At 72.0% G+C, this 22793-nt stretch carries 20 protein-coding genes; 7 read left to right on the top strand and 13 right to left on the bottom strand.

What is annotated here, in order from left to right; translation table 11 throughout:
• Positions 1-61: 61 nt before the first annotated feature.
• The 3 genes from ABZ836_RS22440 to ABZ836_RS22450 form a co-directional block, all read right to left on the bottom strand.
• Entirely contained in the window at positions 62-2245 is a 2184-nt protein-coding gene (locus tag ABZ836_RS22440; protein WP_356136579.1) for an Ig-like domain repeat protein, read from the bottom strand.
• 170 nt (positions 2246-2415) lie between these two features.
• Positions 2416-2913: an LURP-one-related family protein gene (locus ABZ836_RS22445; protein ID WP_356136581.1), complete on the bottom strand. Its 498-nt coding sequence runs from the start codon at positions 2911-2913 to the stop codon at positions 2416-2418.
• Between the two features lie 56 nt (positions 2914-2969).
• Positions 2970-3128 carry a hypothetical protein gene (locus tag ABZ836_RS22450; RefSeq protein WP_361144763.1) on the bottom strand — a complete coding sequence of 53 codons (159 nt, stop codon included), beginning with the start codon at positions 3126-3128 and terminating at the stop codon, positions 2970-2972.
• Positions 3129-3242: 114 nt separating this feature from the next.
• Here ABZ836_RS22450 and ABZ836_RS22455 point away from each other — a divergent pair, with 114 nt between their 5' ends.
• Entirely contained in the window at positions 3243-5066 is a 1824-nt protein-coding gene (locus ABZ836_RS22455; RefSeq protein WP_356136585.1) for an NHL domain-containing thioredoxin family protein, read from the top strand.
• Between the two features lie 79 nt (positions 5067-5145).
• Here ABZ836_RS22455 and ABZ836_RS22460 read toward each other — a convergent pair whose 3' ends face one another.
• The 3 genes from ABZ836_RS22460 to ABZ836_RS22470 all read right to left on the bottom strand — a co-directional run bounded on the left by ABZ836_RS22460 (position 5146) and on the right by ABZ836_RS22470 (position 8666).
• Positions 5146-5367, bottom strand: a complete 222-nt coding sequence (locus ABZ836_RS22460) for a DUF6458 family protein (protein ID WP_356136587.1) — start codon at positions 5365-5367, stop codon at positions 5146-5148.
• A gap of 79 nt (positions 5368-5446) precedes the next feature.
• Positions 5447-6742, bottom strand: a complete 1296-nt coding sequence (locus tag ABZ836_RS22465; protein WP_356136589.1) for a M18 family aminopeptidase — start codon at positions 6740-6742, stop codon at positions 5447-5449.
• 103 nt (positions 6743-6845) lie between these two features.
• Positions 6846-8666, bottom strand: coding sequence for an acyl-CoA dehydrogenase (locus ABZ836_RS22470; protein WP_356136591.1), 1821 nt, complete (start codon positions 8664-8666; stop codon positions 6846-6848).
• A 127-nt stretch (positions 8667-8793) separates the two neighbouring features.
• On the opposite strand from ABZ836_RS22470, the gene ABZ836_RS22475 reads away from it, so the two are divergent.
• Together ABZ836_RS22475 and ABZ836_RS22480 are read left to right on the top strand one after the other, a co-directional pair.
• A complete protein-coding gene (locus ABZ836_RS22475) occupies positions 8794-9294 on the top strand; it encodes an SseB family protein (RefSeq protein ID WP_356136593.1) in 501 nt (166 codons plus the stop codon).
• Positions 9295-9573: 279 nt separating this feature from the next.
• Positions 9574-10551 carry a pirin family protein gene (locus ABZ836_RS22480; protein ID WP_356136595.1) on the top strand — a complete coding sequence of 326 codons (978 nt, stop codon included), beginning with the start codon at positions 9574-9576 and terminating at the stop codon, positions 10549-10551.
• A 162-nt stretch (positions 10552-10713) separates the two neighbouring features.
• Here the strand turns inward: ABZ836_RS22480 and ABZ836_RS22485 are convergent, their stop codons facing one another.
• Positions 10714-12885 carry a SpoIIE family protein phosphatase gene (locus ABZ836_RS22485; RefSeq protein ID WP_356136597.1) on the bottom strand — a complete coding sequence of 724 codons (2172 nt, stop codon included), beginning with the start codon at positions 12883-12885 and terminating at the stop codon, positions 10714-10716.
• 154 nt (positions 12886-13039) lie between these two features.
• The gene (locus ABZ836_RS22490) at positions 13040-13309 is read right to left on the bottom strand and encodes a hypothetical protein (protein WP_356136599.1); all 270 of its coding nucleotides are present in this window, start codon (positions 13307-13309) and stop codon (positions 13040-13042) included.
• A gap of 1246 nt (positions 13310-14555) precedes the next feature.
• Between ABZ836_RS22490 and aspS the strand changes: the two genes are divergently transcribed.
• Together aspS and ABZ836_RS22500 are read left to right on the top strand one after the other, a co-directional pair.
• Positions 14556-16319: an aspartate--tRNA ligase gene (gene aspS, locus ABZ836_RS22495; protein WP_356136601.1), complete on the top strand. Its 1764-nt coding sequence runs from the start codon at positions 14556-14558 to the stop codon at positions 16317-16319.
• Positions 16320-16402: 83 nt separating this feature from the next.
• On the top strand, positions 16403-16954 hold the full coding sequence (locus ABZ836_RS22500) for a hypothetical protein (RefSeq protein WP_356136603.1): 552 nt from the start codon (positions 16403-16405) through the stop codon (positions 16952-16954).
• A gap of 82 nt (positions 16955-17036) precedes the next feature.
• Here ABZ836_RS22500 and ABZ836_RS22505 read toward each other — a convergent pair whose 3' ends face one another.
• Positions 17037-17564 (bottom strand): ATP-binding protein, encoded by a 528-nt coding sequence (locus ABZ836_RS22505; protein ID WP_361144772.1) that lies wholly within the window; start codon positions 17562-17564, stop codon positions 17037-17039.
• A 160-nt stretch (positions 17565-17724) separates the two neighbouring features.
• Here ABZ836_RS22505 and ABZ836_RS22510 point away from each other — a divergent pair, with 160 nt between their 5' ends.
• The gene (locus tag ABZ836_RS22510) at positions 17725-18600 is read left to right on the top strand and encodes a helix-turn-helix transcriptional regulator (protein WP_361144775.1); all 876 of its coding nucleotides are present in this window, start codon (positions 17725-17727) and stop codon (positions 18598-18600) included.
• Entirely contained in the window at positions 18597-18809 is a 213-nt protein-coding gene (locus ABZ836_RS22515) for a DUF397 domain-containing protein (protein WP_361144777.1), read from the top strand. Before ABZ836_RS22510 ends, ABZ836_RS22515 begins: the two co-directional genes overlap by 4 nt.
• Positions 18810-18822: 13 nt before the next feature.
• Here ABZ836_RS22515 and ABZ836_RS22520 read toward each other — a convergent pair whose 3' ends face one another.
• The 4 genes from ABZ836_RS22520 to ABZ836_RS22535 form a co-directional block, all read right to left on the bottom strand.
• Positions 18823-19290, bottom strand: a complete 468-nt coding sequence (locus tag ABZ836_RS22520) for a hypothetical protein (RefSeq protein ID WP_356136611.1) — start codon at positions 19288-19290, stop codon at positions 18823-18825.
• Between the two features lie 146 nt (positions 19291-19436).
• Positions 19437-19802, bottom strand: a complete 366-nt coding sequence (locus tag ABZ836_RS22525) for a PH domain-containing protein (RefSeq protein WP_356136613.1) — start codon at positions 19800-19802, stop codon at positions 19437-19439.
• Between the two features lie 121 nt (positions 19803-19923).
• Positions 19924-21654, bottom strand: coding sequence for a methionine--tRNA ligase (gene metG, locus ABZ836_RS22530; protein ID WP_361144780.1), 1731 nt, complete (start codon positions 21652-21654; stop codon positions 19924-19926).
• A 132-nt stretch (positions 21655-21786) separates the two neighbouring features.
• Positions 21787-22793, bottom strand: a 1007-nt coding sequence (locus ABZ836_RS22535) for a VWA domain-containing protein (RefSeq protein WP_361144783.1), incomplete at its 5' end; no start/stop codon positions are given.

Genomic DNA, 22793 nt, shown 5'->3' on the forward strand with positions numbered 1-22793 from the left:
CACGACGCCGTGCCCCGGAGTCCGGGACACGGCGTCGCCTCGTACTGCTCCGACGCGGGCGTCAGTTGGTGAAGTACAGGTACTTCCAGGAGCCGTGCGTCGTCGAGTTGACGTTGTCGCCGGAGGAGCTGTTGATGTAGCTCGTCCGGACACGGAACTTGACGCCGGCCTGGCCGGAGGCGCCCAGGTTCACCGTGATCTTGCCGGTGCTGGGGATCCGGAAGTACTCCGAGACGCCGGTGCGCCAGGCGCCGTTGTAGTACATCTGCACCTCGTACCGCACCGACCGGCCCGGGTAGTAGCTCATCGTGGTGCCGACGTGCACGTCCTTGGTCTTGCGGAACCAGTAGTAGTTGTGCGAGCCGACGTAACCGGTCTTGTAGTGGTTGGAGACCGAGTTGGAGATGCTGACCTTGGCGTAGCCGACCGACTTGACCGTCTTGCTCGCGTACTTGGCGTCGCCCTTGAAGACGGCGGTCACCGTGGTGTCGCGCTTCATGTCCACGACGGCCGAGATGTTGCCGCTGGAGTTGACCTTGCCGGTCTTGATCAGCTTGTTGGGCTTGTCGGAGCCGTAGGGGTTGGCCCAGATCTCGACCGTGCGGTTGGAGTACGTCTTGCCCAGGTGGGCGGTGAACGTGACGTCCTTGCCGTACGAGTACACCTTGCCGTTGTTGTTCAGCGTCAGCGAGGTGGCCGTGCGCGGGATGGAGACGGTGTCCGACTTGACGGCCGAGGTGTGCTTGGCGTCGCCGGCGTACGTCACCCGGTAGACGACGTCCCCGCCGGCCGGCGGGGTGTCCGTGAAGCTGAACGTGCCGTCCGCCTTGGCCGTCACGCTCGGCAGCGCCTTGCCGCTGGGGCTGGCCACGTCGATGCGGGCGACCGACAGCTTCACCCCGGCCGGCAGCGGGACCGTCGCCGTGATCTTGCCGGTGACGGTGAGCTTGGTGCCGATCTTGCCCTTGGAGGGCGCGCTGACCGTCAGGGTCGGGACGTTGAGCTTCGGGCCGCTGAACGCCTTCAGGACGTACGTCCCGTTCGACGCGACCAGCGCGAAGAGCCGCGAGGCGTCCGGCGCCCACTCGACGTCGGCGGTGGTGCCGCCGGCCGAGAGGGTGCGCAGCGGCTTGGTGCCCTTGGGGGCGAAGACGGAGATCGTCCCGCCGCCCCAGGGGTCGTAGGCGGCGACGGTGCCGTCCGCGTTGATGTCCGCGCGGGAGCCGTAGTACGCCTCCGACGGGTACTCGCCGGCGACGGAGAACACGCCGCCCGCGTAGGTCAGGCGCCGGGTGCCGTCGACCAGCAGCTCGCCGCCGGGAGCCACGTCCACGTCGTTGAGGAACTCGCCCCACGGCTTGCCGCTGCCGCGGGCCAGCATCACCGGCGTACCGGAGGAGACGTCCAGGACGACGGTGTGGCTGCCGCTGGTGGTGGTCGAGCCCATGGCCAGGAGGCCGGGGGAGGACGGGTCGGTGTCCACGACGGCAGCGCCGTGCAGCTGGTGGGAGGGGATGAGCCCCAGCCTGACCGGGCCGTCGTCCTCCGCCGCCGCGGAGAACTCCGCCGGGGCGGGCTCGGTGGGCACCGCGGGCGGCTCGGTGGGCTCGACCGGGGGCTCGGTCGGCTCCACGGGCGGTTCGGTCGGGTCGACCGGGGGCTCCGTGGGCTCGACGGGCGGCTCGGTGGGCTCGACCGGGGGCTCCGTGGGCTCCACGGGCGGTTCGGTCGGGTCGACCGGAGGCTCGGTCGGGTCGACGGGCGGCTCGGTGGGCTCGACCGGCGGGGTCCAGTCCGGGTCGACCGAACCGAGGTTGCCGTCCCACTGGTCGCCGTAGCTGAACCAGACCTTGCCCGAGGTGAAGGCGATGTCGCGCGGGCCCTCGGTGGTGTCGACGGCCCAGCGGTTCTTGACGGTGAGCGTGCCGGCGTCGAAGGCCACGATCTCGTGGCTTCCGGCGGCCGCCGCGTACAGCGTGGAGCCGTCGTCGGACAGGACGAGGCCGCTGACGTCGGGGACGCCGGCGACCTTCTTGATCGTGGCGCCGGACCAGTCGGCGGCGGTGATGGTGCCGGTGCCGCGGTCGGCGACGAAGACGCGCTGGAGGCCCGCGTGGGCCACCATGCCGCCGGGAGTGGAGACGGACGTGGCGGCCGATGCGGTGCCGGCCGCGGTGACGGTCAGCGCCGCCGAGCTGAAGAGGACGGCCAGAGCCGTCGCGGTGGAGATGCTGCGCCTACGCACAGGTGGTGTACCCCCCAAGGGCCCCGGTGATCGCCGGGCACGAGGAGCGCGCGAGAACACACGCGTGACAGCGCCATCGGGTGGCGCCTGATGCACGCGGGGCGCGACTGCCGGAGGCAGCATATGTCGTGCCTGCGACAACCACCCACAGGGTTTCCCCTCACAATCTCCTAACCTTCCCCACGCTCCTTCTCCGCGAGCTGGATCACGCAGATCGCGACCGCGGACAGCAGCGCCGGATCGGCGTCCTCGCGGACGACGTCGATGCCGTAGGTGTCCCGCAGGGTGAGCCAGCGGCGGGAGATGACCGCGAGCATCTCGCCGCGGTGCTCCACGACGAACTCGCGGTCCGCGATCCTGCCGCTGACGTCCATCTCGGTGCCGTCGGCCAGGGCGACCTTGTAGTGGTTCCGCAGCAGCGACAGCGACTTCCTGCGGACGGTGGCCACGGTCTCGCCGTCGCGCTCGATCACCATCGTTCCGCGCAGGGCGACCATCTTCCGGTGGATCCGGTACAGCACCTGATCGGTGCGGCCGTGCTTCAGCTCGAAGGTCGCCCGCAGTCGCATCGCCTTTCCGTCGACCAGGTAGACCTTGTTGCCGTGCTCGTCCTCGATCCAGTAGTCGTCGCCCACGGCGACCATGCGTTCGCGCACCACGAGTCTCATGAACCATGGGGTTCCCCGTGGGCGGCCCGGAGACGCGGTGGGTCGTCCGAACGGCCTCACAGCCCCAGCCGGCCACCGTGTGATTCCGCGACGCGGAGGGTGTCCTGGAGGCACTCGGTCAGGCGGCGGTCGACCCAGGTGGCCTCCAGCGGCGTCATCCGGCCGGACGCGGGCATCCCGCGGGCCGGGGACAGCACGAGGGCCGGGGACAGCACGAGGGAGGCGTCCTCGAGCTGCCCCGGGCCTCCACGGCGACCGCCGCAGGGGCGTGACGGGGGCGGGGCCGGACCTCGCGCGGGACCGTCGCGGGCGCGTGGCACCCTGGAGGGATGAACGACTCCGCGCCCCGTCGCGCCCGCGTTCGCGCCCCCGAGCTGATCGGCAAGGGCGGCTGGCTGAACACGGGCGGCAAGCAGTACTCCCTCTCCGACCTGCGAGGACGCATCGTCGTCCTCGACTTCTGGACGTTCTGCTGCATCAACTGCCTGCACGTCCTGGACGAGCTGCGGGAGCTGGAGGAGAAACACCGCGACACCGTGGTGATCATCGGCGTGCACTCGCCGAAGTTCGTCCACGAGGCGGAGCACCAGGCGGTGGTCGACGCCGTGGAGCGCTACCACGTCGAGCACCCGGTGCTGGACGACCCGGAGCTGGCCACCTGGAAGCAGTACGCGGTCCGCGCCTGGCCGACGCTGGTCGTCGTCGACCCCGAGGGCTACGTCGTCGCCCAGCACGCCGGCGAGGGCCACGCGCACGCCATCGCGAAGCTGGTGGAGGAGCTGGAGGCCGAGCACGAGGCGAAGGGCACCCTGCGCCGCGGCGACGGCCCCTACGTGCCGCCGGAGCCCGAGCCGACCACCCTCCGCTTCCCCGGCAAGGCCCTGCTGCTGCCCGGCGGCAACCTGCTGGTCAGCGACACCACCCGGCACCGGCTGGTGGAGCTCGAGGCGGACGGCGAGACCGTGGTGCGGGTGATCGGCGCCGGTGACCGCGGCCTGGCCGACGGCGACGCCGCCACCGCCCGGTTCAACGAGCCGCAGGGTCTGGCCCTGCTGGACGACACCACCGTGGTCGTCGCGGACACCGTCAACCACGCGCTGCGGCGCCTGGACCTCACCACCGGCGAGGTCACCACGGTCGCCGGCACGGGCCGGCAGTGGATGCAGGGCGAGCCGGCCTCCGGGCCCGCCCGCGAGGTCAGCCTCTCCTCGCCGTGGGACGTCGCCCACTGGCGCGGCAGGGTGTGGATCGCCATGGCCGGTGTCCACCAGCTGTGGGCCTGGGACCCGGCGACCGGCACGGTCGAGGTGACCGCGGGCACCACCAACGAGGGCCTGGTCGACGGGCCCGGACGCGAGGCGTGGTTCGCGCAGCCCTCCGGGCTGGCGGTCTCCGTGGACGGCGAGCGGCTGTGGCTGGCGGACTCCGAGACCAGCGCGCTGCGGTGGGTGGACGCCGAGGGCGCCGTGCACACGGCGGTCGGCACCGGCCTGTTCGACTTCGGCCACCGTGACGGCGAGGCGGGGCAGGCGCTCCTCCAGCATCCGCTGGGCGTGACCCCGCTGCCCGACGGCTCGGTGGCGGTCAGCGACACCTACAACCACGCGCTGCGCCGCTACGACCCCGCCTCCGGCGAGGTCACCACGCTCGCCACCGATCTGCGCGAGCCCAGCGACGCCGTGCTGGCCGGCGAGGACATCGTGGTCGTGGAGTCGGCCCGGCACCGGCTGACCCGGCTGCGGCTGCCGGACGAGGCGGTGCGGGTGGAGTCGGTCGCGCACCGCACGCAGCGCGCGGCGACCGAGGTGGCCCCGGGCAAGCTGGAACTGGACGTGATCTTCCAGGCGCCCGCGGGCCAGAAGCTGGACACCCGCTACGGGCCGTCCACCCGGCTCCTGGTCTCCTCGACCCCGCCCGAGCTGCTGCTCGCGGGCGAGGGCGCGGACACCGACCTGGGCCGGGTCCTGGAGCTGAACCCCGCCGTCACCGAGGGCGTGCTCCACGTCTCCGCGATGGCCGCCTCCTGCGACGACGACCCGGAGAACGAGTACCCCGCCTGCCACGTGCACCAGCAGGACTGGGGCGTCCCGGTGCGCCTCACGGCCGACGGGGCGACCCGTCTGCCGCTGGTGCTGGCCGGGCTGGACGCGTAAGGACGCGCCGGACGCGAGGACGCGCGAGGGCGGGCGGGAAGCGCGCGTTCACCGACGCGTGGGGCGTGCGGGAGCCCCGTCAGTAGTGACGGCGGGGCTCCTCCTCGACCACCGGGGCGGTGGTGGGCATGACCACGCGACGGCGCCGCGCGATGCTGGTGAACGTCGCCACGCCGATCAGCCCGACCAGCATCAGGATGATGCCGACGAGGTCGACGTTGACCCCGCTCATCTCCCAGTCGGTGGCGAAGGTGAGAATCGCTCCCACCGCGATCAGGACGATGCAGCCGCCGAGTCCCATGAGTTGTGTCTCCTTCGTGAGGATCCGTGTCAACTCCGGTTACCCGGGCGGCTGCCGCCCATGTGTCACAAGGCCTCCGCTACCCCTGGAGGAACGCCGCCAGCGCGTTGGCGAGCAGGAACGGGTCGTCGGCGGCGCACAGTTCGCGGGCGCTGTGCATCGACAGGATGGCCACGCCGATGTCGACGGTGCGGATGCCGTGGCGGGCCGCGGTGATCGGGCCGATGGTGGTGCCGCACGGCATCGAGTTGTTGGACACGAAGGACTGGTAGGGCACTTCGGCCTTCTCGCAGGCGCCCACGAACACCGCGCGGCCCGAACCGTCGGTCGCGTAGCGGTTGTTGACGTTCACCTTGAGGATCGGCCCGCCGCCGGCCCGCGGGTGGTGCGTCGGGTCGTGCCGCTCCGCGTAGTTGGGGTGCACGGCGTGACCGGTGTCGGAGGAGAGGCAGACGGTGCCGGCGAGGGCGCGCGCCCGGTCCTCCGCGGTGCCGCCGCGGGCCAGCACGGAGCGCTCCAGCACGGTGCCGAGCAGCGGGCCGTCGGCGCCGGTGTCGGACTGGGAGCCGGTCTCCTCGTGGTCGAAGGCGGCCAGGACCGGGATGTACGGGAGGTCGTCGAGTCCCGCCACGGCCGCCAGCGCGGCCGTTCCGGCGTGCACGGAGAGCAGGTTGTCCATCCGCGGGCCGGCCACGAGTTCGCGGTCCCGGCCCAGGTAGGCGGGCGCTTCCACGGAGTGCGTCATCAGGTCCCAGCCGACGGTGGAGCCGCTCTCCAGGCCTGCCTCCCGCTCCAGGAAGGAGATCAGGTCGCCCTCGGCGACGTCGTCGCCCAGGCCCCAGACCGGCTGCATGTGGCGCTGCTGGTCCAGCTTGAGGCCCTCGGTGTGCACCGAGCGGTCCATGTGGACGGCGAGCTGCGGCACGCGCAGCAGCGGGCGGTCCACGTTCACCAGGCGGGTGGAGCCGTCGCGCAGGGTCAGCCGGCCGGCCAGGCCCAGGTCGCGGTCGAGCCAGGAGTTGAGCAGCGGCCCGCCGTAGATCTCCACGGCCACCTGGCGCCAGCCGTGCGCCCCGGAGTCCGGGAGCGGCTTGACCCGCAGGTTGGGGGAGTCGGTGTGCGCGCCGACGATGCGGAAGGGGGTGTGCGGGGCCGCGCCCTCCGGCACGTGCCAGGCGATCAGCGCGCCGCCGCGGATCACGTAGCGGCCACCGGCCGATCCGTCCCAGGCGTCCGTCTCCGACAACTCCCGGAAGCCTGCCTCCCGCAGCTTCCCGGCGGCGTTGGCCACCGCGTGGTACGGCGACGGGGAGGCCGCCAGGTAGGACATCAGGTCGTCGGTGTGCCCGCGGTCGAAGCGGATGGTTGCGCTCATGGGAGTCAGCCTAGAACCAGGGGAGCGAGGCGGGGCGGGGCGGTGCCGTGGCACCGCCCCGCCCCTGACGCGTCCCGGACCGCCGGGGAGACCCGGCGCCGGGTCAGAAGGCCTCTTCGGCCAGCTCCATGACGTCCAGGTCGACGCTCTGGGCGACCTTGCGGGCGTAGGTCACGCCCGGCAGCACGGTCCTGGCGAAGAACTTCGCCGCCGCGATCTTGCCGGTGTAGAACGCGACGTCCTTGCCGGTGGCGGTCTGCAGCTTCTCGACGGCCACGGCCGCGCCCTTGAGCAGCAGGTAGCCGACGATCACGTCACCGGCGGCCATCAGCAGGCCGGTGGTGTTCAGGCCGACCTTGTAGATGTTCTTGACGTCCTCCTGCGAGGCCATCAGGTCGTTGAGCATCTGGCCGACGATCGCCTCCAGCTCGCCGGCCGCGCGGCCGAGCTGCTCGCGGGCGGCGGCCAGGTCGTCACCGCCGATGTTCTGGCCGATGAAGGACTTGATGTCCTCGGCGATCGCGGTCAGCGGGGCGCCGCCGGTGCGGACGATCTTCCGGAAGAAGAAGTCCTGGCCCTGGATCGCCGTGGTGCCCTCGTAGAGGGTGTCGATCTTGGAGTCCCGGATGTACTGCTCGATCGGGTACTCCTGCAGGAAGCCGGAGCCGCCGAAGGTCTGCAGCGACTGGGCGAGCTGCTCGTAGCCCTTCTCGGAGCCGTAGCCCTTGACGATCGGGAGCAGCAGGTCGTTGAGGGCGTGCTCGGCGGAGGCGTCCTCGCCGTTCGCCTCCTTGACCTGGATGGCGTCCTGCACGGAGGCGGTGTACATCACCAGGGCGCGCATGCCCTCGGCGTACGCCTTCTGCGTGAGCAGCGAGCGGCGGACGTCGGGGTGGTGGGTGATGGTGACCTTCGGGGAGCCCTTGCCGCCGGCCAGGTCGTTGCCCTGGACGCGCTCCTTGGCGTACTCCAGCGCGTTGAGGTAGCCGGTGGAGAGGGTGGAGATCGCCTTCGTGCCGACCATCATGCGGGCGAACTCGATGATGAGGAACATCTGGCGGATGCCGTCGTGCTTGTCGCCGACCAGCCAGCCCTTGGCGGGGTGCTGGTCGCCGAAGGTCATCTCGCAGGTGTTGGAGGCCTTGAGGCCCATCTTGTGCTCGACGTTGGTGGCGTACACGCCGTTGCGCTCGCCCAGCTCGCCGGTCTCGAAGTCGAAGGTGTACTTCGGCACCATGAAGAGGGACAGGCCCTTGGTGCCGGGGCCGGCGCCCTCGGGGCGGGCGAGCACGTAGTGGATGATGTTCTCCGACATGTCGTGCTCACCGGACGTGATGAAGCGCTTCACGCCCTCGATGTGCCAGGAGCCGTCCTCCTGCTGGACCGCCTTGGTGCGGCCGGCGCCGACGTCGGAGCCCGCGTCGGGCTCGGTGAGCACCATGGTGGAGCCCCACTGCCGCTCGACGGCGATCTCCGCGATCCTCTTCTGGACGTCGTTGCCCTCGTCGAAGAGGACGCCGGCGAAGGCCGGGCCGGAGGCGTACATCCAGATGGCCGGGTTCGAGCCGAGCAGCAGCTCCGCGTAGGACCAGATGAGCGAGCGCGGCGCCGGGGTGCCGCCGATCTCCTCGGGCAGGCCCAGACGCCAGTACTCGGAGTCCATGAAGGCCTGGTAGCTCTTCTTGAAGGACGCCGGGACGGGCGCGGTGTTGGTGGCCGGGTCGAACACCGGCGGGTTGCGGTCCGCGTCGGCGAAGGACTCGGCCAGCTCGTTCTCCGCGAGGCGGGCGATCTCCGCGAGGATGCTGCGCGCGGTGTCGACGTCCATCTCCGCGAACGGGCCGGTGCCGTACAGCTTGTCGCGCCCGAGCACCTCGAAGAGGTTGAACTCGATGTCGCGGAGGTTCGACTTGTAGTGCCCCATCGACGGCTCCGTAAGGGATCGGTAGCGGATTCCGGCGGTCTACCGGCAAGTAACAACGATGATGCTACCCGTCGGTAATAAGCCGCAACCCCGCTTGGGTCATCTGTGACTCAGTAGTCTTTGCCGTATGTACGGCTACGATCCGAACGCCGGCGCCCAGCAGCAGTACGCCCCGCCGCCGCAGCAGCACCAGCAGCAGCCGATGGGCGGCATGAGCGGCGGTTACGGTCAGCCGCAGCAGCCGCTCTACCCCGAGCCCTCCGCGCCCGCCCCGCCCTCCCTCGCCGACGCGGTGCGCGCCTTCACCACCGGGGCGATGGCGGCTGAGGACTTCCACCAGGTCTTCGCCACCTCCAAGGTCTACTGCCCGCGCGGTGACAACCCGGGCTTCCTGGCGCTGCACAACACCCAGCAGCCGGTCATCCCGATGTTCACCTCGCTCAAGGAGCTGCGCCGGTACGCGGGCAAGGAGTCCAAGTACTTCGTGATCACCGGGTCCGAGGTGCTGGACCTGCTGCCCTCGGGCTACGGCTTCGTGCTCGACATGGAGGGCGAGCACCGGATGGTGTTCGACGCCCACACCGTGGAACAGATGGTCGATTTCGCGATGCGGCGAATGTACAGCTGACCCCTCGGGTGCGCGGGGATCCGCGGTGGATCCGCGAGGGAGCCGAGGTGGACCGCGAGGATCCGCGCAGGTCCGCGCAGGTCCGCGCGGGTCCGCGAGATGTCGAGGAGCGCGGTTCGTGAGGGCCCGGAGGCAGTCGCCTCCGGGCCCTTTCGCGTGCCGCCGCGCGCCCCGGGCGGAGGTGCGCCCCGAGAAAGTTCAAGAATCAACTAGCAGAAAGTTCAACGATCAACTAACCTGAGGTCGTCGAGGAACGCGCCGCACAGGAGGTAGCACGCCATGCCCGCCGTGACCGTAGAGAACACCCTGGCCCTGCCGCGCGTCACCGCGCCCGCCGAGGCCGCCGCCCGCCCCGTGCTGACCGTCACCACCGCGCCCACCGGGTTCGAGGGCGAGGGCTTCCCGGTGCGCCGCGCCTTCGCCGGCATCGCGTACCGGCACCTGGACCCGTTCATCCTGATGGACCAGATGGGTGAGGTGGAGTACGCGCCGGGCGAGCCCAAGGGCACGCCCTGGCACCCGCACCGCGGCTTCGAGACCGTCACCTACATCATCGACGGCGCCTTCGACCACCAGGACACCCACGGCGGCGGCGGCTCGATCACCAACGGCGACACCCAGTGGATGACGGCGGGCAGCGGCCTGCTGCACATCGAGGCGCCGCCGGAGCAGCTGGTGGTCTCCGGCGGGCTCTTCCACGGGCTCCAGCTCTGGGTGAACCTGCCGGCCAAGGACAAGATGATGACCCCCCGCTACCAGGACATCCGCGGCGGCACGGTCAAGCTGCTGACCACCCCGGACGGCGGCGCGCTGCTGCGCGTCATCGCCGGAGAGCTGGACGGCCACCGCGGGCCGGGCATCACCCACACGCCCATCACGATGATCCACGCGACCGTCGCCCCGGGTGCCGAGGTCACGCTGCCGTGGCGCGAGGACTTCAACGCCCTCGCCTACGTGCTGGCCGGGCGCGGCTCGGTGGGCGCGGAGCGGCGGCCGCTGCACATGGGCCAGGCGGCCGTCTACGGCAACGGGTCCTCGCTGACCTTCCGGGCGGACGAGCGGCAGGACGCGCACACCCCCGACCTGGAGATCGTCCTGCTCGGCGGGCAGCCGATCCGGGAGCCGATGCAGCAGTACGGGCCGTTCGTGATGAACACCCGCCAGGAGCTGGCGCAAGCCTTCGAGGACTTCCAGAAGGGCCGCTTCGGGCAGATCCCGGCGGCCCACGGGATGACCGCGGAGGGCCCGCAGGGCTGACCCGGCCGGACCCCGCGAAGCCCCTCCGGACCCCGCGAAGCCCCCTCCGGACCCGCGAAGCCCATCCAAACCTCGCGACGCCCCTCCGGACCCCGCCGGACCGGTCGGACCCCTCCGACCGGTCGGCACGCCCAGGGGCCCCGCGGACGCGGAAAGGGTCCCTCAGGCCTCGGGCCCGGGGGACCCCGGCGGCGGCGGGGCGGGGGCCTCGGGGGTGCCGGGGGGCTCGTGGAGTTCGAACCAGATGGTCTTGCCGGACCCGCGCGGGTCGACGCCCCAGGTGTTGGCGAGGATCTCGATCAGGAACAGGCCGCGCCCCGAGGAGGCCAGCTCCCCGGGGTCGCGGCGGTGCGGCAGCGAGTCGCTGGCGTCGGTGACCTCCACCCGCAGCCGTCGCGCCCCCGCCGTCCCGGTGACCCGAGCCAGCAGGGTGGCGTCGTGGTCGGTGTGCATCAGGACGTTGGCCAGCATCTCGGAGGTCAGCAGCACCGCGGAGTCCACCTGGTCCGGGTCGCGCCAGTCGTGCAGCAGCTGCCGCAGCTCCTCGCGGGCGTCCGCGATGCGGTCCGGCTTGTCCTGGGCGACCGTCGCGGCCATCCGGCGGGACGGCTCCCTGGCCGCCTGGCCGAGGGACAGCCGGTGCAGCAGCACGAAGGCGATGTCGTCCTCGCGGCGGTCGGGCAGCGGGCCGGGGCGGTGGTACGAGTCGGGGCCCAGCACCCCGGAGACCAGGGTGTCGGCGAGGTCCTCCATGTCCTCGTCGTCGGCGGACTCCAGGATGTCCCGGACCCGCTCCCAGCCGGTCAGCAGGTCGTGCCCGCCGGTCTCGGCCAGGCCGTCGGTGCACAGCAGCAGGGTCTGGTCCGGCTCCAGCGTGAACTCGGTGATGGGGTAGTCCGGGTCGGCCCAGACGCCCAGCGGCACCCCGCCGGCGGTCGGCCGGAGCAGGACCGTGCCGTCGGCGAGCCGGATCGCCGGGTCGAGGTGGCCCGCCCGGGCCATGGTGAGCACGCCCGTGCCGGGGTCGACCTCGACGTACAGGCAGGTGGCGAAGCGGTCGTCCCCCAGGTCGTCGGCGTCGTTGACGCCGTGCAGGAACCGGGAGGCCCGGGAGAGCACCGCGTCCGGGGGGTGCCCCTCGGAGGCGTAGGCGCGCAGCGCGATGCGGAGCTGGCCCATCAGGCCCGCCGCCCGCACGTCGTGGCCCTGGACGTCGCCGATGACCAGGGCGAAGCGACCGCCGGGGCCGGTGGCGGCGGTCGAGCCGGGCAGCGGGATCATGTCGAACCAGTCGCCGCCGACCTGGAGGCCGCCGCCGGTCGGCACGTAGCGGCCGCTGATCTCCAGGCCCGGGATCTTCGGGCCCAGCCGCGGCAGCATCGACGCCTGGAGCCCCTGGGTGAGCTCGCGCTCGGTCTCCGCGGTGCCCGCTCGGGCCAGGGCCTGGGCCAGCATCCGGGCGACGGTGGTGAGGATGGAGCGCTCGTCGGGCGTGAACTTCACCGGGTGCGCGAAGCCGGCCATCCAGGCGCCCATCGTCCGGCCGCCCACCACCAGCGGCAGGAACGCCCAGGACCGCCGGTGGAACTGCGCGGCCAGCGGCCAGCCGCCGGGGTACCGGGACCGGTACTCCTCGGGCGAGCGGAGGTACACGGCCCGGCCGGTGCGGATCACCTCGGCGGCGGGATAGTCCGTGTTCACCGACATCTCGGTGAAGGGGCCCTCGTCGCCGTCGGACTGGCCGTGGTGCCCGACCACCGTCAGCCGGTCCCCCTCGACGCCGAAGACCGCCAGGCCGTCCGGGGAGAACCCCGGCATCGACAGTCCCGCGGCGACCCGCAGCACGTCCTGCGTCGACGGCGCCTCGGCCAGTGCCCGGCCCGCGTCCAGCAGGAACGCCTCCCGGTTGCGCCGCCAGTCGCCGATCACCGGCCCCTGGGGGGCGCCCTGGCCCGCGTCGCCGATCTCCTGGATCAGCCCGACGACCTCGTACGAGTCGCGGAGCGCGTCGTACGTCGGACGGCAGCGGGTGCGCAGGGTCCGCAGCACCCGGTCCTGCCCGCCCATCACCCGGATCCGCGCCTCCGCGAGCGTGTCCTCGGCCAGCGCCAGCTGGACGACGCCCAGCATCTCGTTCCAGTCCTCGGGGTGCAGCCGGGCCCTGACCTGGGCCTCCCGCAGCACCACCGGCTCGGCGGGCAGACCCAGCAGCCGGGCCGCCTCGGCGTCGGCGACGATCCTGTCGGCGGCCGTGTCCCACTGCCAGAGGCCGATCGAGAGACTCGACAGGACCTCCGTGACCTTCTCGGCCGGCAGGGGATCGTGGTGGCGCATTGCTCCACTGTAGGAAGACGGTGAGCAAGGCTGCCATCCGAGGCGAAGGCGATTGTTCCGGACGGCCGTCCGCCAACAGGGCGTGAGCGGGCGCCCCAGGGTTCCTCCCCCGGTGACGGGGGAGGAAGCCCGGGGCGGGGGCGTCCGGCTCACCTCACCAGCGCGGCACCTCGCAGGTCACCCAGACGCGTACCTCCGCGTCCTCGGTGCCGGGGTTGGTGAACAGCTGCTGCGGCGGCTGCTGCCACGCGGGATAGAGGTTGGTGCCGGTGGCGTGGACCCCCGACGCCGGGTCGACGGCGGCGCCGCCGACGGCGGCCAGGCCCTCGGGCCAGGGGCACCACTGCGGGACCTCCACCACGTAGTTGTCCGTCCCGGCGGGGACGGTCGCGTTGAACTCGAACACCTCGAAGAACGGCGGCATCGTGGGCCCGGGCGGTCCGGGCTCGCCCTGCGGCCCTTCCGGCCCCGGCTCACCCTGCGGGCCCGCGGGCCCGGGTTCGCCCTGGGGCCCCGCGGGTCCCGCCTCACCCTGGGGTCCGGTGGCACCGGTCTCCCCCTGGGCGCCCTCCGGCCCCGCGGGTCCGGGTTCGCCCTGGGGTCCCGCGGGTCCGGCCTCACCCTGCGGGCCCGCCGGCCCGGTCTCGCCCTGCGGGCCGGCGGGGCCGGTGTCGCCGGTCGCGCCAGGCGGGCCTTCGGGGCCCGCGGGTCCGGGTTCGCCCTGGGGTCCGGCGGGTCCGGTGTCTCCGGCGGGTCCGGTTTCGCCCGGGGGGCCTTCGGGACCTGCGGGTCCGGGTTCGCCCTGGGGTCCGGCGGGTCCGGCGGGTCCGGTGTCTCCTGCGGGGCCGGTTTCGCCCGGGGGGCCTTCGGGGCCCGCGGGTCCGGGTTCGCCTTGCGGTCCCGTCGCGCCGGGTTCACCCGCGGGGCCGGTTTCGCCCTGGGGCCCTGTGGCGCCGGTTTCGCCCGGAGGGCCTGCGGGGCCCGCCGGGCCGGTTTCGCCTTGCGGGCCGACGGGGCCCGTCTCTCCCGCGGGGCCGGGTTCGCCCTGGGGTCCGGCGGGTCCGGTCGCGCCCGGTTCTCCTTGCTCACCTTGCGGTCCGGGCGGCCCCTCCGGCCCTGCCGGTCCCTCCGGTCCGGGCGGTCCGGGCGGGCCAGGGGGACCGGGCTCACCCCCGCCGTGGCCGCCTCCGCCGTGGCCACCCCCGTGACCACCACCCCCGTGGCCCCCTCCGCCGTGGCCGCCACCGCCGTCGTCGTCACCGTGGGCGACGGGTACGGACGATGACTCCGCCGCCGTCGTGACCGTCACGGCGGCGGCCTCGGCCGTGCCCACGGCCAGGCCGGCCACCAGGCCCGGAACCGTCAGCGCGAGCAGCAGTGCGCGCCGTCGGCGCCCCGGTATCCCTCGCAGGGCATGTCGTGTCATACGGACTCCTCGGTCAGGGGGACAAAAGCCCGAACACGCACAGACAAGCACGCCAAAAGGGCAAAGGGGGCGTCACGCGTGGTGGCCGGGTGAACGGCGGACCCCCGCCCGCCCGCGGAGGCGACGGCGGCCTCCGGGGCGGGCGAAACCAAGGGGAAGGGGTGACAGGGTGACCGGTACCCTGGGAGGGCCCGGCCGAGCCATGCCGGGAGACCCCACTTCCACGAAGACTGGATGAACGACGATGCATCGGTACAGGTCCCACACCTGCGGCGAGCTCCGCGCCTCTGACGTCGGCACCGACGTCCGGCTGAGCGGCTGGCTGCACAATCGGCGCGACCTGGGCGGCATCCTCTTCATCGATCTGCGCGACCACTACGGCATCACCCAGCTGGTGGCCCGTCCCGGCACCGCCGCGTACGAGGCGCTGGACAAGATGTCCAAGGAGTCGACCGTCCGGGTGGACGGCAAGGTCGTCTCCCGCGGCGAGGAGAACGTGAACGCCGACCTGCCGACCGGTGAGGTCGAGGTCGAGGTCTCCGAGGTGGAGCTGCTGGGTGCCGCCGCCCCGCTGCCGTTCACCATCAACGCCGAGGACGGGGTGAACGAGGAGCGCCGTCTGGAGTACCGCTTCCTCGACCTGCGCCGCGAGCGCATGCACCGCAACATCATGCTGCGCACCGCCGTCATCTCCGCCATCCGGCACAAGATGACCGCGCTCGGCTTCAACGAGATGGCGACGCCGATCCTCACCGCGACCAGCCCCGAGGGCGCCCGCGACTTCGTCGTGCCGTCGCGCCTCAACCCGGGCCGGTTCTACGCGCTGCCGCAGGCCCCGCAGCAGTTCAAGCAGCTGCTGATGATCTCCGGCTTCGACCGCTACTTCCAGATCGCGCCCTGCTTCCGCGACGAGGACGCCCGCGCCGACCGCTCGCCGGGCGAGTTCTACCAGCTCGACGTCGAGATGAGCTTCGTCGAGCAGGAGGACGTCTTCCAGCCGATCGAGAAGCTGATGACCGAGCTCTTCACCGAGTTCGGCAACGGCCGCGAGGTCACCTCGCCGTTCCCGCGGATCCCGTTCCGCGAGTCGATGCTGAAGTACGGCTCCGACAAGCCGGACCTGCGCGCCAAGCTGGAGCTCGTCGACATCACCGACGTCTTCGAGGGCTCCGACTTCAAGGCGTTCGCCGGCAAGCACGTCCGCGCCCTGCCGGTGCCGGACGTGGCCGCCCAGCCGCGCAAGTTCTTCGACCAGCTCGGCCAGTTCGCGGTCGACCTGGGCGCGCAGGGCCTGGCCTGGGTCCGTGTCGCCGAGGACGGTTCGCTGACCGGCCCGATCGCCAAGTTCCTCACCGAGGAGAACGTCGCCGAGCTGACCAAGCGCCTGGGCCTGGCCGCCGGTCACGCCGTCTTCTTCGGCGCCGGCGAGTTCGACGAGGTCTCCAAGATCATGGGCGCGGTCCGCGTCGAGGCCGCCAAGCGGGCCGGCCACTTCGAGGAGGGCGTCTTCCGGTTCTGCTGGATCGTCGACTTCCCGATGTACGAGAAGGACGAGGAGACCGGCCGGATCGACTTCTCGCACAACCCGTTCTCCATGCCGCAGGGCGGCATGGACGCGCTGGAGAACCAGGACCCGCTGGACATCCTGGCCTGGCAGTACGACATCGTCTGCAACGGCGTGGAGCTCTCCTCCGGCGCGATCCGGAACCACGAGCCGGAGATCATGCTGAAGGCGTTCGAGATCGCCGGCTACGACGCCGAGACGGTCGAGCGCGAGTTCGCCGGCATGCTGCGCGCGCTGCGCTTCGGCGCCCCGCCGCACGGTGGCATCGCCCCGGGCGTGGACCGCATCGTGATGCTGCTGGCCGACGAGCCGAACATCCGCGAGACCATCGCCTTCCCGCTCAACGGCAACGCCCAGGACCTGATGATGGGCGCCCCGACCGAGCTGGACGAGGCCCGTCTGCGCGAGCTGCACCTCTCGGTGCGCAAGCCGCAGCCGAAGTAGGTTCTTGTCGTGCCGAACGGGCTCCTCCCCGGCCGTCGTGGCCGGGGAGGAGCCCGTTCGGCGTTCCAGGGGGTGAGGGGGCCGTGGCGTTGACGTTGGCGGACGTGCTGGCGCGGGTGGCGGCGACCGGCCGGCACGGGCCGGTGCGGGACGGGGCCTGGCTGGACGACGTCCGGGCGGTCTTCGGTGACCCGGTGGACGCCGGGCCGGTCACCGGCAGGCGGCGGTGGCCGCACCGGTGCTTCTACGGGGACCTGGAGTTCGCGGTGTGCCGCTGCGGGTGGGTGCACGTGGTGACGTTCCAGCCGGCCCGGGATCCGGTGGAGCTGCCCGACGCGGTGACGGGTGAGCCGGTCACCTACCGGGGCGGCGGCATCGGGCGGGCCGAGATGGAGGCCGCGCTGGAACGGGCCGGATGCGGGTGGGAGCCGGACGACCGGCCCGCACTGCGCGCCTACCAGCGGGACTTCGTCGTCCCGGGGACGGGCGTGCGGTTCGTCTTCGCCGTCCTCGGACAGGGCGGGACCGATCGACCGGCCGGAGCCGACGGCGCCGACGATGCCGGGCCCGCTCTGGAGCTGGCCAAGGTGGGCCTGCGCGGGGAGCCCGGGCACGACTGCGGCACCCGGGCGTGAGGCGCGGCCGGCGGATCGTCGGGACCTCGTGCGCCGGGCGGACCGGCGGATGTCTCCCGCGCGGCGGCGCGGTGCAACATGTTCACTCGGCCGAGTGAACGGCCGCCGCAGGAGGGAGGGGAGGGGTTTGGCTGGGTGCCTTCTCCTCGGTGGGTGGTTCATGGGGAGCACCGGGACCACCGGGGACGGACGTCCCAGGTGCCGGTGATGTCGGCGCGGAGAAGGTGAGTTCGACCCAGACGGTCTTGCGGGGCGACGGTCCCTGGATCACCCCCCAGTGGTCGGCGAGGGCGGCCACGAGGGACAGACCACGGCCGGCCTCCTCGGTGGTGCGGGCGGCGCGGAGCCGCGGCAACCGGTCACCGCGCGTGTCCGTGACCTCGATGCGGAGGGTGCCGCCGGGAGCGCGGAGGCGAAGCTGGAAGTTCCGGCCGGGGACGCGCCCGTGGGTGGCGGCGTTGTTGGCCAGCTCGGCCACGATGAGCCGCGCCGGGTCCAGGGGAAGCCCCCACGACCGCAGTTGCTCGGTGGCGAGCAGACGGGCGAGGCGGGCGCCACGCGGGGTGGGGGACAGCAGCACGCGGAAGTCGCGGAGGGGTTTCTCGTTCATGTCACTCAGCGTGGCCGCACCGGCCTACCGTGGGCGGTGACACGGTGGTTGCGTACGGTGACTGTCCGGCGCTTGTCCGGTGGTGTCCGGGCTTGTCGGGGCGTCGTGTGCGGGTAGGGCGTGGCTGGCTGGCACGAGGCGGGACGACGGAGGAGCGCGCATGTCGGTGGACGGAGAGGTTCGGCGGCTGAGGACCGAGGCCGACGAGCCGGGGTGGGAGGTGGACCCGGACGACGAGTGGGGACTTGCCGTCGTGGCCACCGTGGGGCGGCAGTTGCGGCTGCGGCGCGAGGCCGTGGGCATGCGTGCCGGCGACTTCGGCAAGGCCGTGGGGTACGGCGAGGACCTCGTCTACAAGATCGAGGGCGGCAAGCGGATTCCCCGGCCGGAGTACCTGGACAGGGCGGACGACGTACTGGACGCGGGCGGGCTGCTCGCCGCGATGAAGGACGACGTCGCGAAGGTCCGGTACCCGAAGAAGGTGCGGGACCTGGCGCAGATGGAGGCGCGAGCGGTCGAGATCGGCGTCTACGAGTGCAACATCATCGCCGGGTTGTTGCAGACCCCCGAGCACGCCCGGTCGGTCATCAGGGCGGCGCAGCCGCCGTACTCGCTCGACGACGTGGAGCGGATGGTCGCCGCGCGGCTGGCCCGGCAGTCGGTCTTCGACCGCGACCCGGCCCCTTCGATCCATTTCGTCCTTGAGGAAGCGCCGCTCCGCCGCCAGGTCGGAGGCACGAGAGCGTGGCGTCAGCAGCTCGAACGCCTGCTGGAGGTCGGGCGGTTGCACTACGTCACGCTTCAGGTGATGCCGACGAACACGGAAGCCCATCCCGGCCTGGACGGCAGGATCGAGTTGCTGAAGTTCGCGGACGGCACTGCGGCCGGTCGCTCCGATGGTGCGTTCAACGGTCGGCCGATCACCGACCCGAAGCAGCTGCACATTCTTGAGCTGCGGTATGGCACGATCCGGGCGCAGGCTCTTTCATCGAGGGAGTCGCTGGAGTTCATCGAGCAACTGCTGGGAGAGACATGATCCGCAAGGCCGCAGCGGGGGACGCCTCGGAACTGGCGTGGTTCAAAAGCAGTTACAGCGGTGGCACCGACGGCGAGTCCTGCGTCGAGATCGCCGCTGCCCCCGGCACCGTCCACGTCCGTGACTCGAAGTACCGCGACGTCGGCCCCCGGCTCGCGCTGGCGCCGGAGGCCTGGGCCGACTTCGTGGCGTACGCCTCGGCGAGCTGATCGCCGGGGACGGTCAGGCGTCGTGGGCGCCGTCCCACGGCGGTCCGAAGCCCAGGCGGTCGGGGTGGAGTTCGGCCCACTCGTCGCCCTCCTCCTCGGACTCGACGAGGAGGCCGAAGAGGACGCCGTCGAGGACGCGCCGGAAGGGACGGACCGCGATGTCGCCGTAGGCGCGGGACGGCAGGGTCTCCAGCAGCTTGGTCAGGTGGGCCTCGGCCTGGCCGAGGACCGCCGGGTCGCGCTGCTGGTCGGCCCAGGTGCCGCCGCACCAGACCTCGGTGTCGCGGTGGACGCCGTCCGCGTCGAAGGTGTGCAGGACGGCGTAGAGCCGCCGGTGCTGCTCCCACCCGTCGTCGGGGGAGTACCCGGCCGGGTAGGCGTACGTCACCGATGCCAGGAACTGGCCGTCGGCGTAGCGGCCGACGGTGGCCGTACGGCCGTCCGGCTCATGGGCGATCGGGATGACCTGGGGGATTGCCATGAGCGGCAACCTTAGGGCCGCCGCGTCGCGTTGCGAAGCCGGGGCGGTCGATACGTCCGGTACGGCGCGTATCTTCCGCTCCGGCACGCCGGACCGCCCTGGCCTTGGCCCGCCCCCCGGGGCCGCTCCCCGTGAGAGGGGGCGTGTCAGCCGGCGACGTACTGGGTGAGGATCGCCTGCACCTCGTAGATGTCCACGCCCTTGGTGAAGGTCTTCGTGATCGGCATCTGGGAGCCGGACACCCAGATCTTCAGCTCGGCGTCCAGGTCGAACGTGCCGGCTGTCTCGACGGCGAAGTGGGTGATCGAGCGGTACGGGATCGAGTGGTACTCGGTCTTCTTACCGGTGATGCCCTGCTTGTCGACCAGGATCAGACGGCGGTCGGTGAGCATGATGGTGTCGCGGATCAGCAGGTACGCGGCCCGCACCTGCTCGCCCTGGCCCAGCAGACGGGCGTAGTCGTGGGCCGCCTGGGCCGGGTCGATCGGGTGCGCGTTGCCGAAGAGTGCCATGTGGTCCCCCCACGTGTGGTGTTCCCACCGGTCAGAGACCTGACCGGTGTGTCCGGTGAGACGCCCGAGGCCCGGGAACGGTTGCGTTCCCGGGCCTCACGCGATGGTGGAGGGGGCGGTGTCACTCGCCGCCGAAGCGCTCCTTGTAGGCCTCGAGGTCGTCCTCGGTGAGCTTGGCGAAGAGCACCGGCGGCACGGTGAACGGGGTGCCCACCGGCACGGAGTTCAGCGCGCGGGCCTCCTCGGCGGACACCCAGGTGGCGGTGTCGCCGTCCAGCTGGAACGCCCCGCGCATGGCCTCGCAGCTGGCCGGGATGAACGGCTCGGAGACGACGGCGTACAGGTGGATCAGGTTCATCGCGGTGCGGAGCGTCAGCGCCGCGCCGTCCTTGTCGGTCTTGATCTCCAGCCAGGGGGCCTTCTCCTCCAGGTAGGAGTTGCCCGCCGACCACAGCGCGCGCAGCGCGGCCGCGGCCTTGCGGAACTGGAGGGCCTCCATCTGGGTCTCGTACTCGGCCAGCAGCCCGGCGATCTGCTCGCCCAGCCGCGCCTCGGCCTCGCCGGGCTCGCCGCCCGCCGGGACCTCGTCGCCGAAGCGCTTCCTGGAGAAGGACAGCACCCGGTTGACGAAGTTGCCGAGGGTGTCGGCCAGGTCCTTGTTGACCGTCGCCGTGAAGTGCTCCCAGGTGAACGACGAGTCGTCGGACTCCGGGGCGTTGGCGATCAGGAAGTACCGCCAGTAGTCGGCGGGCAGGATCTCCAGCGCCTGGTCGGTGAAGACGCCGCGCTTCTGCGAGGTGGAGAACTTGCCGCCGTAGTACGTCAGCCAGTTGAACGCCTTGACGACGTCGACCTTCTTCCACGGCTCGCGCACACCGAGCTGGGTGGCGGGGAACATCACCGTGTGGAACGGGACGTTGTCCTTGGCCATGAACTGGGTGTACGTGACCGGGTTCCCGGCTCCGGACTCGGCGTCGGCCTCGTACCACCAGGACTTCCAGTCGCGGTCCGCCGACGGGTCGGCGTCCGCCCACTCCTTGGTGGCGGCCAGGTACTCGATCGGGGCGTCGAACCAGACGTAGAAGACCTTGCCCTCGGCGGCCAGCTCCGGCCAGGTGTCGGCCGGCACCGGCACGCCCCAGTCGAGGTCGCGGGTGATGGCGCGGTCGTGCAGGCCCTCGGTCAGCCACTTGCGGGCGATGGAGGACGACAGCTGCGGCCACCGCTCCTCGTGGGCCGCCACCCACGCCTCGACCTCCTGCTGGAGCTTGGACTGCAGCAGGAAGAGGTGCTTGGTCTCGCGGACCTCCAGCTCGGTGGAGCCGGAGATCGCCGAGCGCGGGTTCAGCAGGTCGGTCGGGTCCAGGACGCGGGTGCAGTTCTCGCACTGGTCGCCGCGGGCCTTGTCGTAGCCGCAGTGCGGGCAGGTGCCCTCGACGTAGCGGTCCGGGAGGAACCGGCCGTCGGCCGGGGAGTAGACCTGGCGGATCGCCCGCTCCTCGATGAAGCCGTTCTCGTTCAGCTTCCGCGCGAAGTGCTGGGTGATCTCCACGTTCTCCTGCGAGGAGCTGCGGCCGAAGTGGTCGAAGGCGAGGGCGAAGCCGTCGTAGACCGCCTTCTGGGCGTCGTGGGCCTGGGCGCAGAACTCGGCGACCGGCAGGCCCTGCTCCTTCGCGGCGAGCTCGGCCGGAGTGCCGTGCTCGTCGGTGGCGCAGATGTACAGCACGTCGTGGCCGCGCTGGCGCAGGTAACGGGAGTACACGTCGGCCGGGAGCATGGACCCCACCATGTTGCCCAGGTGCTTGATCCCGTTGATGTAGGGAAGGGCGCTGGTGATGAGGTGTCGAGCCACGGGGCTGCTCCCAGGTCGCTATGTCGTCGAACCGTGAAATCGTAGCCGACGTGGGGGTGCCGCCCGCCTCCCGTTTTGACCGGCGGGAGGGGGCGGCACCGTTGATCTTGGAGCGGCGGGACCGGCCGGGCGTCAGCCCTTGCGGGACCCCGGCTGCCAGTCGGCGAGGACGCCGTCGTAGAGCTCGCGGTCGGTGAGCTCCAGCGGCGTCGGGCCGGCGTGGAAGAACGCGGTGTTGCCGGTCTTCAGCTTGCGGGCGTAGTCGAACGCCTTGTTGTCGTGCTCGCCGAAGGCGACGAGGGAGAAGAAGACGCCGGGGTGCGAGGCGGCGGCCTCGGTGAACGCCTGGGTGGCGGGGGTCTTGGCGTCGGGGGCGCCGTCCGTCTGGAAGACGACCAGGGCGGGGGCCTTCGCGTCGCCCGAGGCGTCGTGCAGGCGCAGCACCTCGGCGACGGCCGCGTGGTAGCTGGTGCGGCCCATCCGGCCGAGGTCCGCGTGCAGGTCGTCGACCTTGTTCTCGAACGCGGAGAGGGTGAGCTCGCCGGTGCCGTCGATCTCCGTGGAGAAGAAGACGACGGGGAGGGTGGCCTTCTCCGGGCCCTCCGGGGCGAGGAGCGCGGCGAGGGCGAGGGCCTGCTCGCCGAGCGCCTGGGCGGAGCCGTCCTTGTAGTACGGGCGCATGGAGGCGGACCGGTCCAGCACGAGGTACACGCGGGCCCGCGTGTCCGCGAGCCCGCGGGCCTCCAGCGCGGCGGTCGCGGCGGCGTACGCGGGGGCGAGGGGGGTGGGGATCGCCGGGGCGCCGTCTCCGGCGTCGGCGTCGTCTCCGGCGTCGGCTTCCGCGTCGACGTCGGCTTCCGCGTCGGCTTCCGGCTCGTCCTTCGCTTCCGCGTGGGCCTTCGGCTCGGCGTCCGGCTTGTCCTGTGCGTCGGCTTCCGGCTCGGCGTCGGCCTCCGGCTCGTCCTTCGCTTCCGCGTGGGCCTTCGGCTCGGCGTCCGGCTTGTCCTGTGCGTCGGCTTCCGGCTCGGCGTTGGCCTTCGACTTGTCCTTCGCTTCCGCGGCGGCCTCCGGCTCGGCGTCCGGCTTGTCCTGTGCGTCGGCTTCCGGCTCGGCGTTGGCCTTCGACTTGTCCTTCGCTT

This window comes from Streptomyces sp. NPDC047130 (assembly GCF_040643475.1).
Taxonomy (GTDB): Bacteria; Actinomycetota; Actinomycetes; order Streptomycetales; family Streptomycetaceae; genus Streptomyces.

Excerpts from the sequence above, each read along its gene's own strand:
- ABZ836_RS22480 (WP_356136595.1), top strand. The coding sequence starts at position 9,574 with ATGCCCGCCGTGACCGTAGAGAACACCCTGGCCCTGCCGCGCGTCACC.
- ABZ836_RS22445 (WP_356136581.1), bottom strand. The coding sequence starts at position 2,913 with ATGAGACTCGTGGTGCGCGAACGCATGGTCGCCGTGGGCGACGACTAC.
- ABZ836_RS22520 (WP_356136611.1), bottom strand. The coding sequence starts at position 19,290 with ATGGCAATCCCCCAGGTCATCCCGATCGCCCATGAGCCGGACGGCCGT.
- ABZ836_RS22460 (WP_356136587.1), bottom strand. The coding sequence starts at position 5,367 with ATGGGACTCGGCGGCTGCATCGTCCTGATCGCGGTGGGAGCGATTCTC.
- aspS (WP_356136601.1), top strand. The coding sequence starts at position 14,556 with ATGCATCGGTACAGGTCCCACACCTGCGGCGAGCTCCGCGCCTCTGAC.
- ABZ836_RS22515 (WP_361144777.1), top strand. The coding sequence starts at position 18,597 with ATGATCCGCAAGGCCGCAGCGGGGGACGCCTCGGAACTGGCGTGGTTC.
- ABZ836_RS22485 (WP_356136597.1), bottom strand. The coding sequence starts at position 12,885 with ATGCGCCACCACGATCCCCTGCCGGCCGAGAAGGTCACGGAGGTCCTG.
- ABZ836_RS22455 (WP_356136585.1), top strand. The coding sequence starts at position 3,243 with ATGAACGACTCCGCGCCCCGTCGCGCCCGCGTTCGCGCCCCCGAGCTG.
- ABZ836_RS22490 (WP_356136599.1), bottom strand. The coding sequence starts at position 13,309 with ATGCCGCCGTTCTTCGAGGTGTTCGAGTTCAACGCGACCGTCCCCGCC.
- ABZ836_RS22475 (WP_356136593.1), top strand. The coding sequence starts at position 8,794 with ATGTACGGCTACGATCCGAACGCCGGCGCCCAGCAGCAGTACGCCCCG.
- ABZ836_RS22505 (WP_361144772.1), bottom strand. The coding sequence starts at position 17,564 with ATGAACGAGAAACCCCTCCGCGACTTCCGCGTGCTGCTGTCCCCCACC.
- ABZ836_RS22525 (WP_356136613.1), bottom strand. The coding sequence starts at position 19,802 with ATGGCACTCTTCGGCAACGCGCACCCGATCGACCCGGCCCAGGCGGCC.
- ABZ836_RS22465 (WP_356136589.1), bottom strand. The coding sequence starts at position 6,742 with ATGAGCGCAACCATCCGCTTCGACCGCGGGCACACCGACGACCTGATG.
- ABZ836_RS22470 (WP_356136591.1), bottom strand. The coding sequence starts at position 8,666 with ATGGGGCACTACAAGTCGAACCTCCGCGACATCGAGTTCAACCTCTTC.
- ABZ836_RS22510 (WP_361144775.1), top strand. The coding sequence starts at position 17,725 with ATGTCGGTGGACGGAGAGGTTCGGCGGCTGAGGACCGAGGCCGACGAG.